The following is a 9,607-nucleotide window of genomic DNA, read 5'->3' as shown; positions in this document are numbered from 1 at the left end:
TCGCCGATCGTGCCGGCGCCTATGTTCTCGTGGCGGTCCCTGCCCGAGCCGCAGGGGTCCTTGGAGTCGTTGGCGTGGATCAGCTTGAGGCGTCCCTCGCCCACGGTGGCGACCAGGGCGTCGAAAGTCTCCTTGACGCCGCCGGGGGCGGCGAGGTCGTGGCCGGCGGCGAACGCGTGGCAGGTGTCGAAACAGACGCCCAGCTTCGGGTGGTGCTCCAGGCGGTCGAAGTACGGGCCGAGGTCCTGGACCCGGGTGCAGAGCATGTTGTTCTGGCCGGCCATCGGCTCCAGGAGGAGGTCGGGGCCGTCCTCGGGGATCTCCTCCAGGAGCGGCAGGACGTGCTCGTGGATCTGCGCCATCGCCTCGTCGTAGGTCTGCGTGACGGAGGAGCCCGTGTGGACGACGACGCCGCGGGCGCCGATGGCCCGGCCGCGGACCAGGGAGTGGCGGACGGTCGCGATCGACTTGGCGAGCGTCTCCGCGTTCGGGGAGCCGAAGTTGACCAGATACGGGGCGTGCACGTAGACGGGGACGTCGGTGCGGGCGCGGAGCTTCTCGTCCTCGGGGGGGCGGCCCGCGGGGAGGGCCCAGCCGCGCGGGTTGGAGACGAACACCTGGACGGCCTCGGCGCCGATCTCGGCGGCGTACTTCAGGCCGCCGCTGGCCAGGCCGCCGGCCACGGGGACGTGCGCCCCGACGGGGTTCTTCGGTGAGGTCATGACCGGTTCAGCCTATCCGGTCACGGCCCCCGGACGATCGTGACCGTGGAGCCGCGCGGGGCCTCGCCCTCGCTCGGGGACTGGAAGCGGACGATGTTGCCGCCGAAGCCCGTCACGTTGACCTCGAAGCCGGACTCCTTCAGCGCGCGCTCGGCGTCCTGGACGGAGCGCCCCACCACGTTGGGCACCGGGACGATCTTCTGGCTGCCGTCGTCGCAGCCGAGCTGGATCGGGCCCGCGTCGACCAGGCAGTTGCGCTTGTTCACGACGATCGTGACCTCGTCGCCGCGGGAGACGGCGGTGCCCTCGGACGGGGCCTGCTCGATCACCGAGTTCGCTTCCTTGCCGTCGACCTTCTTCTTCTGCACGGTGACGTTCAGGCCCATCGAGCGCAGCTGGTTCGCGGCGGCGTCGCCGTTCTTGCCGACGAGGTCCGGCATCGCCATTCCGGTGGAGACGATGACGGCGACCGGGTCGTCGGGGGACTGCTTCTGCCCGGCCTGCGGCTCGGTGCCGATGACCCTGTCCTTGGCGACGGTCTGGGACGAGGTCCTGGTCGTCTCCCCGAGTTCGAAGCCGTCGTCCTCAAGGATCTGCTTGGCCTCGGGCAGAGGCTTGCCCTTCACGTCCGGCACCTCGCGCGGGGTGATGCCCTTGGACGGTGTCAGCGTGATGGCCTGCCCCTGGGCGAGGCGGGCGCCCGCGGGCGGGTCGGACTTGGCGACGTCGCCCTTGTGGATGCGGTCGTCGTAGATCGGGGTGGCGACCCGCACCTCCAGGCCGGCGCTCTCCAGCTGGTCGCGGGCGTCGTCGACGTCCATGCCGATGATCGACGACGGGACGTGCTCGTACTGCCCCGACATCTGGTACCACACGGCCCAGCCGAGGATCAGCGCCGCGATCGCGCCGAGGGCGACGAGGACGTAGCGGCCGGTCAGCGCCCCGATGGCGCGGTCGGCCCGGGTGCGCTCGTGATGCTCGGCGGGCAGGGTGCCCCGGTCGAGGACGGCGGTGCGCCCGTCGGCGGGCGGGGCCTCCAGCACGCTGGTGGTGTTGCGGGACGCGTCCTCCAGGCGCCGGTCGAAGTCGCGGGGCAGGCCGCCGAACGCCTCGGCGACCTCGGCGTGGAACTGGTTCGCGTCGACCGGGCGGCGCGCCGGGTCGTGGTTCGTGGCGTCCGTGACCAGGGCGTCCACCTGCGGCGGGACGCCCGGGACGACGCTGGACGGCGGCGGCACGGTCTCGTTCACGTGCTTGTACGCGACGGCGAGCGGCGTGTCGCCGCGGTGCGGCAGCTCACCGGTGAGCAGCTCGAACAGCATGACGCCCGCGGCGTACACGTCCGAGCGGACGTCGGCGTTGCCGGACAGCACCTGCTCGGGGGCGAGGTAGCCGACCGTGCCGATGATCACCCCGGTCTTGGTCATCTTGCTCGCGGTCTCGGCGCGGGCGAGCCCGAAGTCGGCGACCTTGACCTGGCCGTCCTCGTTGATCAGCACGTTCTCGGGCTTGACGTCGCGGTGCACCAGGCCGGCCCGGTGCGCGGCGCCGAGCGCGGCCAGCACCGGCATGATGATCTCCAGCGCGGCGCGCGGGCCGAGCCGGCCGAGGGTCGTCAGCGCGTCGCGGAGCGTGTGGCCCGCGACGTACTCCATCACGAGGAAGACGTGCTCGCCGTCGGTGCGCTGGTCGTAGACGGCGACCACGTTCGGGTGGGAGAGCGCCGCCGCGGCCTTGGCCTCGCCGATGAAGCGGGCGACGAAGTCCTCGTCGGAGGCGAGCCCGGCGTGCATCACCTTGATCGCGACGGTGCGGTCGAGTCTGAGGTCGCGGGCGACGTAGACGGTGGCCATGCCGCCGCGCGCGACGCGGGACTCGATGCGGTAGCGCCCGTCGAGCACCTGCCCGACGAGTGGATCTGCAACCGACGTGTCCATCGGTGCGAGTTTACGGGCGAATCGCGGAGGATCTCATCCGTCCCCGGTATGAGCCTCGACGAGACCGGAACGGGACTCCGGCGCGGTGCCCGCCTCCGGGACGGGTGCGGAGCGGCGGCGCAGGCCGCGGGTGCTGCGGGAGACGGCGACGCCGGCGAGGCACAGCACGCCGCCCGCGAGGGTGACCAGGCCGGGCACCTCGCCGAGGAACAGCCACGACATCAGCACGACCAGGGCGGGGGCGGCGTAGGTGGTGGCGCCCATCTTCCCGGCGGACGTGCGCGCCAGCGCGTACCCCCAGGTGGTGAAAGCGATCGCGGTCGGGAAGACGCCCAGGTAGATCATGTTGAGCGTCGCGCCCGCCGGGGCCTGCGCGGCCTGCGAGACCAGCTGCCCGGCGAACGGCAGGCAGATCAGCGCGCCGATCGCGCAGGCGAACGTGGTGAACTGCAGCGCCGACGCGTGCCGCAGCGCGGGCTTCTGGCTGACGACGCCCGCCGCGTAGGTGACGGCGGCGAACAGGCACAGCAGGACGCCGAGGACCGACGAGCGGCCCTCGCCCGACATCGACAGCCCGACCACGGCGGCGCCCGCGAACGACACGGCCATGCCGGCCATCAGCCGTGGCGGCAGCCCCTCCTTCAGCAGCCAGCCGCCGAGGAGCGCGATGAGGATCGGGCCGATGTTGACGACGAGGGCGGCGGTTCCGGCGTCCACGAGCTGCTCGCCCCAGTTCAGGGCGACCATGTAGGCGCCGAACCACAGGATGCCCGCGGTGACGATGCCCGGCCAGGCGCCCCTGGGCGGCAGCCCCTCGCGCCGGATCAGCAGCAGCCCGCCGAGGACGACCGTCCCGGAGAGAAGACGGCCGAGGGCGAGGGCGCCGGGGCCGTACTCGGCGCCGGCGCTGCGGATGGAGACGAAGGCCGAGGCCCAGAGCACCACGGTGATCGTGGCCGCGGCCATCGCGAGCTTGTCGATGCCCGCGGCCGGCCTGCTTTCCTGCTGCATGTCACGAACCTTAGGTATGGGACGTTTCCACGAACACCGAAGGGACGTGCCGCGTTCCGGCGCGCCGTCCTGGGGTGGACCGGTCCCAGTCTCGCGACGCCGCCATTTCAGGTCCAGCGAATATTGCTATACCGGACTCTTTAGAGTCACTACGACGTCGCGCGGCCCTCGAACGGCGAGGACGCCTGGGCATAGCGGCGCTTCGGGATCCGCCCCGCCCGCCGCGCGAGGCGCCCGCCCTCCACCGCGTGGCGCATCGCGGCCGCCATGTCCGCGGGGTGCTGCGCGCGGGTGACCGCCGTCGCCAGCAGGACCGCGTCGCAGCCCAGCTCCATCGCCAGCGCGGCGTCGGACGCGGTGCCGATCCCCGCGTCCAGGATCACCGGGACGCCCGCCCGCTCGACGATCAGCTCGATGTTGTGCGGGTTGCGGATGCCGAGCCCCGACCCGATCGGGGACCCGAGCGGCATCACCGCGACGCACCCCGCCTGCTCAAGGCGCCGAGCCAGGACGGGGTCATCGTTGGTGTAGGGCAGCACGGCGAAACCGTCGGCGACGAGCTGCTCGGCGGCCTCGACGAGCTCGATCGGGTCGGGCAGCAGCGTGTGCTCGTCCGCGATCACCTCGAGCTTGACCCAGTTCGTGCCGAGGGCCTCCCGCGCGAGCTTCGCGGTCAGGACCGCCTCGCCCGCCGTGAAGCACCCCGCGGTGTTCGGCAGTACCCGGATGCCGCACTCGGTCAGGACGTCCAGCACCGAGCCGCGCGCCGCCGGGTCCACCCGCCGCATCGCGACCGTGGTCAGCTCCGTCCCGGACGCGACGAGCGCCTCCCGCAGCACCTGCATGCTCGGCGCCCCGCCGGTCCCCATGATCAGCCGGGACCCGAGATCCTCACCCGCGATGACAAGCCTGTCACTATCCACATCAACCCCCCTGTACCGCTGTAAGAACCTCGACGCGATCCGAGTGCCGCAGGGTCGTCGTCTCCCAGGTGGAGCGGCTGACGACCTCGTCGTTCAGCGCGGCGGCCACGCCGGTCACGGCGGCGGTGACGGACTCGACGACCTCGGCCACGCTGGTGCCCTCGGGCACCTCGCGCGGCTCACCATTGACGAACACCTTCATCGGGAGTGCACCTCGGCGGAGAAGCGGTCGGGAGAGAAGGGCGCGGCCACGTCGGGGACGGGCCCGTCCAGCAGCATCGCGGAGAGGATGTCGGCGGACACCGGCGTGAGCAGGATGCCGTTGCGGAAGTGCCCGGTGCCGATGACGAGACCGGGCAGCGCGGACGGGCCCAGCACCGGCGCGTTGTCGGGGGAGCCGGGACGCAGCCCCGCCGACACCTCGGCGAACTCCAGCTCGGTGATGCCGGGCAGCAGCTCGCGGGCGTCCCGCAGCAGCTCCCACAGGCCGCCGGCGGTGACGCGGGTGTCGAAGCCGAGCTCCTCCTGGGTGGCGCCGAGGACGATCTCCCCGTCCGCGCGCGGCACCAGGTAGACCGACGAGCCCTTCACCAGCCCGCGCGTGGCGCGCCCCAGGAACGGCAGGCGGGTGCGCAGCCGCATCACCTGGCCCTTCACCGGGCGGACGGGCGGGACGACGCCGGGCGGCAGCCCCGCGAGGTCGCCCGACCAGGGGCCGGCCGCGAGCAGCACGCGGTCGGCGGGGAGCACGGTCCCGTCGTCCAGCCGCACCCCGGCCGCCGTGTCGTTCGCCACGGTGACGCCGGTGGCCCGCTGCCGGACGAGCCGCGCGCCCGCCTTCTCGGCCGCCGCCAGCAGCGCCGCGGTCAGCCGGCGCGGGTCGACCGAGCCGTCCCGCGGGGCGAGCAGGCCGCCGCGGACGCCGGGCGCGAGCATCGGCTCCACCCGCCGGCACTCCCGCCCGGTCAGGGCCTCGGCGGCGATGCCGAGGCTCTCCTGGAAGCGGCGCAGGTCGTCCAGGTAGGTGAGGTCGTCGGAGTCGAACGCGACCTGGAGGATGCCGTCCGTGCGGTAGGCGGTCTCCAGGCCGGTGGCCTCCTCCAGTTCCGCGACGAACGCCCCGTAGCGGTCGCGGGAGTCGAGGCCCAGCCGCAGCAGCGGCTCCTCGCCGTAGGTCACCTCGCTGACCGGGGTGAGCATGCCCGCGGCCACCGACGACGCCCCGCCGCCGGGCGCGGGGTCCACCAGCGTGACGGCGGCGCCGGCCGCGGCGGCCCGCCACCCGGTGGCGAGGCCGACGACGCCCGCCCCTATGATCACGATCTCCACTGCGCGCTCCCTTCGCCGGCATGATCCGGATCAGGTCCTGGCGGTCGGCGGCCCGGTCAGCCGCCCTCTCAGCCCGGTCGGACCGGACTCCCGCGCTCTGTGCCGTTTTGCGTGCTTTCCACTGTACGACCCCCGGGTGGTGTTCAACTGTCTGGACACCAGTCCAAGAGGGCGCCGGCCGTCCGGCTAGGGTGACCCCATGCAGAGGGTCATCGTCGTGGGCGGAGGGCTCGCCGGCGTGCGCGCCGTCGAGGCCCTGAGGAGCAGAGGGTACGAGGGCGCGCTGACGCTCGTGTCGGCCGAGCGGCACCGGCCCTACGACCGGCCGCCGCTGTCGAAGGCCGTCCTCGCGGGCGACTCCGACGACACGACGGTCGACGCCGACTGGGACGCCCTCCGCTGCGAGCTGCTCCTCGGCGAGCGCGCCACCGGGCTCCGGCCTGCCGAGCCGGGCCGCGGCGGCGTCGTCGCGTCCACGGCGGGCGACCTCCCGTTCGACGGGCTGGTCATCGCCACCGGAGCCGCCCCGGTCACGCTGCCGGGGGACGGGCGCCAGCACGTCCTGCGCACCATCGACGACGCCCGCGACCTGCGCGCCCGGCTGACCGCGGGCGCGCGGGTCGTCATCATCGGCGCCGGCTGGATCGGCGCCGAGGTCGCCACCACCGCCGCCGCGAAGGGCTGCGAGGTCACGGTCGTCGAGGCCGCCGACGCCCCGCTCGCGGGCGCGCTCGGCGCGGAGGTGGGCGCGCTCACCGCGCCCTGGTACGCCGAGGCGGGCGTCGAGCTGCGCACCGGCGTGAAGGTCGCGGAGGTACGGGACGGCGGGCTCGTGCTCGCGGGCGGCGCGCACGTCGCCGCCGACGTGGTCGTCACCGGCATCGGCGTCCGGCCCGACCTGTCGTGGCTGGCGGGCTCGGGACTCCTGCTGGAGCGCGGGGTCGTCACCGACGCGTCGTTCCGCGCATGCCAGGGCGAAGCGGAGCCCGGCTCCGCGCGGCCCGACATCGTGGCGGTCGGCGACTGCGCCGCCTGGTGGTCGGGACGGTACGGCCGGCGGCTCCTGGTCGAGCACTGGGACACCGCGCTCAACGCGCCCGACATCGCCGCCGCGACCCTCCTCGGCCAGGGCGCCGCCTACGACGCGGCCCCCTACTTCTGGTCCGAGCAGTTCGGGCGGATGGTGCAGTACGCGGGCGACCACGCCGCGTCCGAGCGGCTCGTGCACCGGGGCGACCCGTCCGGCCGCAAATGGGCGCTGGTGTGGCTGACGGGCGACCGGCTCGACGCCGTCCTCACCGTGGACCGGCCCCGCGACCTCGTCCAGGCGCGGCGGGTCATCGCGGCCGGGACACCGGTGGATCCGGACGCCGTCGCCGACCCCGAGGTGCCGGTCCGGCAGGCCGTTCGCGGATAGCGATCGCCGCCGGGACGTTACGGCTGTGCAGGGGGTTTGACGAATCCGGAGGAGTGGTAGCAAGGGGGCGTGACGCAGATGCACGCAACCGTTGACAGCGCACTCGACCCCCGGACCGACGCCCTCGCGGGGGAGTGGATCTCCCTCGGAGAGGCCGCCCGGAGACTCGGGATCAAGCCCAACCGGATCAAGCAGCTCATCAGCGAGCACCGGCTCCTCGCGGTGCGCCGGGAGGGCACCCCCATGGTGCCCGCGGCCTTCATCAAGGACGGCCAGGTCATCAAGGGGCTGCCCGGCACCCTGACGCTCCTGTCGGACGCGGGGTACGACGACGCGGAGACGATCCGCTGGCTGTTCACCGCCGACGACACGCTCCCCGGGACGCCCGTGGACGCGCTCACCGAGAACCGCGGCACCGAGGTCCGCCGCCGAGCCCAGGCGCTGGCCTTCTAGCCCGCCCTCCGGCCCCGGAACCGGGGGCCACAGGCGCACGTGACACGATCGCGGGGGCACGCGGGACGGGACACCGCCCGCCGCGTGACCCCGCGATCGCCCGCGCCGCGCCCGCCCACCGAAAGGAACGATGTCCGCCGTGTCCAGGCACCTGCCCTCCGAACGCGCCGTCGCCCTGCGCGCCCGGCTCAGCCGGGCCCGCGTGTACCTCTGCACGGACGCGCGAGAACGGCAGGGCGACCTGCCCGGCTTCCTGGACGCGGTGCTGGCGGGCGGGGTCGACATCGTCCAGCTGCGCCAGAAGGGCTTGGAGGCGCGGCAGGAGATGGAGTACCTGGAGGTCTTCCGGGGCGCCTGCGACCGGCACGGCGCGCTGCTCGCGGTCAACGACCGGGCCGACGTGGCGCACGCCGTCCGCGCCGACGTGCTGCACCTCGGGCAGGACGACCTGCCGGTCGCCGCGGCCCGCGAGATCGTCGGCGGCGACATGCTGATCGGCCGGTCCACGCACTCCGACGAGCAGGCGTCCGCGGCCGCCGCCGAGCCGGGCGTCGACTACTTCTGCGTCGGCCCGGTGTGGCCGACGCCGACCAAGCCCGGCCGCGCCGCCCCCGGCCCGAAGCTGCTGGAGTACGTCGCGGGGCAGCGCCCGGCGCGGCCGTGGTTCGCGATCGGCGGGATCGACCTCGGCAACCTCGGCGAGGTGACGGCGGCGGGCGCGACCCGCGTCGTGGTGGTGCGGGCGATCACCGAGGCGGCCGATCCGGGCGCCGCCGCGGCCGAGTTCGCCCGCCGGCTGGGCGGCGGGCCCGCCGCCGGGTGACGCCTATCACGGTGCGGACCATCACGGGGCGGGCTGGATCACGGTGCGGAAGTCCGGGCCGTCGCCCACAATGGGGATCATGACCGAGGGACCCGACGACGACCGGCTCGTGGAACTGGACGACGAGCTGGAGATCATGCCCGACCAGACGTCCGACGACACCGACCTCGGGTGGGGCGAGTGGCGCGGCGGCGACGACGATGACGCGCGCCTGCTGGAGGACCGTCCGCCGCACTGGTGACCCGCCCCGGGGCGGGCCCGCACCGTGTCAGAAGAGCATTCCCAGGACGAAACCGCAGATGACGACGGCCGCGAGGGCGACCATCATGCGCCAGCGGTAGCGCGGGATCCGGGTGGGCCGCGGCTTCGGCATCGGTCCCTGCCCTTCGCGTAGCGCGCGGACGACCTGCGGCGCGGTCGGCCGGGCGGCGGGGTTCTTGTCGAGGCAGCGCGCCGCGAGGTCGCGCAGCGGGCCCGACATGTCGCCGAGATCGGGCCGGCGGGACGTGACGCGCCGCATCACCTCCGGCGCGGGCCCGGTGCCGAACGGCGGGCGCCCGGTCGCGGCGAACACGACCGTCGCCCCCCAGGCGAACACGTCCGCGGGCCGCCCGACGGGCTCGTCCTCGATCTGCTCGGGCGCCAGGTAGCCGGGCGCCCCGGCCGCCTGCACCGCGGCCTCGCCGGCGGTGCGGACGATCCCGAAGTCGACGACCTTGGCGCCGCCGGGGCCGAGCAGCACGCTGGCCGGGCCGAAGTCGCCGTGCACGGTCCCGGCGCGGTGGATCGCGGCGAGCGCGGCGGCCGTCCGCAGCGCGACCCGGTGCAGGTGCGGGGCGGGCAGCGGCCCGTCCCGCTCGACGACGCCCTGCAGGCGCGGGCCTTCGGCGTCCGCGCCGACGACGTGCCGGAACCGGGGGGCCGCGGCGCCGTCCTCGGCTGCGGGGCTCTTGGCGGCGGGGCTCTTGGTGACGGGGTGGCCCTGCCCGGGG

11 protein-coding genes and 1 riboswitch are annotated in these 9,607 nt (G+C 74.3%); of the genes, 4 read left to right on the top strand and 7 right to left on the bottom strand.

The window, feature by feature from the left end:
• The 6 genes from E1200_RS26940 to thiO form a co-directional block, all read right to left on the bottom strand.
• Nucleotides 1-722 (bottom strand): deoxyribonuclease IV (locus E1200_RS26940; protein WP_131954877.1); only part of this gene is annotated, 722 nt, incomplete at its 3' end.
• Nucleotides 723-742: 20 nt separating this feature from the next.
• On the bottom strand, nucleotides 743-2,659 hold the full coding sequence (gene pknB / locus E1200_RS26935) for a Stk1 family PASTA domain-containing Ser/Thr kinase (RefSeq protein WP_131954876.1): 1,917 nt from the start codon (nucleotides 2,657-2,659) through the stop codon (nucleotides 743-745).
• Nucleotides 2,660-2,692: 33 nt separating this feature from the next.
• Nucleotides 2,693-3,670 carry a DMT family transporter gene (locus E1200_RS26930; protein WP_131954875.1) on the bottom strand — a complete coding sequence of 326 codons (978 nt, stop codon included), beginning with the start codon at nucleotides 3,668-3,670 and terminating at the stop codon, nucleotides 2,693-2,695.
• 149 nt (nucleotides 3,671-3,819) lie between these two features.
• The gene (locus tag E1200_RS26925) at nucleotides 3,820-4,593 is read right to left on the bottom strand and encodes a thiazole synthase (RefSeq protein ID WP_131954874.1); all 774 of its coding nucleotides are present in this window, start codon (nucleotides 4,591-4,593) and stop codon (nucleotides 3,820-3,822) included.
• Between the two features lies 1 nt (nucleotide 4,594).
• On the bottom strand, nucleotides 4,595-4,795 hold the full coding sequence (gene thiS, locus E1200_RS26920) for a sulfur carrier protein ThiS (RefSeq protein ID WP_131954873.1): 201 nt from the start codon (nucleotides 4,793-4,795) through the stop codon (nucleotides 4,595-4,597).
• Complete coding sequence (thiO, locus tag E1200_RS26915) at nucleotides 4,792-5,922, bottom strand: glycine oxidase ThiO (RefSeq protein WP_131954872.1); 1,131 nt, start codon at nucleotides 5,920-5,922, stop codon at nucleotides 4,792-4,794. The genes thiS and thiO overlap by 4 nt, the downstream gene beginning before the upstream one ends.
• Nucleotides 5,913-6,026: riboswitch (TPP riboswitch) on the bottom strand. Its footprint overlaps the gene before it by 10 nt.
• 95 nt (nucleotides 6,027-6,121) lie before the next feature.
• On the opposite strand from thiO, the gene E1200_RS26910 reads away from it, so the two are divergent.
• The 4 genes from E1200_RS26910 (at nucleotide 6,122) to E1200_RS34000 (ending at nucleotide 8,856) form a co-directional block, all read left to right on the top strand.
• A complete protein-coding gene (locus E1200_RS26910) occupies nucleotides 6,122-7,339 on the top strand; it encodes an FAD-dependent oxidoreductase (protein ID WP_131954871.1) in 1,218 nt (405 codons plus the stop codon).
• A gap of 78 nt (nucleotides 7,340-7,417) precedes the next feature.
• Entirely contained in the window at nucleotides 7,418-7,792 is a 375-nt protein-coding gene (locus E1200_RS26905; RefSeq protein ID WP_131954870.1) for an Rv2175c family DNA-binding protein, read from the top strand.
• A 130-nt stretch (nucleotides 7,793-7,922) separates the two neighbouring features.
• Nucleotides 7,923-8,615, top strand: a complete 693-nt coding sequence (thiE, locus tag E1200_RS26900) for a thiamine phosphate synthase (protein ID WP_131954869.1) — start codon at nucleotides 7,923-7,925, stop codon at nucleotides 8,613-8,615.
• A 79-nt stretch (nucleotides 8,616-8,694) separates the two neighbouring features.
• On the top strand, nucleotides 8,695-8,856 hold the full coding sequence (locus tag E1200_RS34000; protein WP_165950473.1) for a hypothetical protein: 162 nt from the start codon (nucleotides 8,695-8,697) through the stop codon (nucleotides 8,854-8,856).
• Between the two features lie 27 nt (nucleotides 8,857-8,883).
• Here the strand turns inward: E1200_RS34000 and E1200_RS26895 are convergent.
• Nucleotides 8,884-9,607: protein kinase (locus E1200_RS26895; RefSeq protein WP_131954868.1), on the bottom strand; the 724-nt coding region annotated here is incomplete at its 5' end.

Source organism: Actinomadura sp. GC306 (assembly GCF_004348665.1).
In the GTDB taxonomy this organism is placed as follows: Bacteria; Actinomycetota; Actinomycetes; order Streptosporangiales; family Streptosporangiaceae; genus Spirillospora.
The sequence above is the reverse complement of the archived record's forward strand: the minus strand, read 5'-3'. Positions and strand labels throughout refer to the sequence as shown.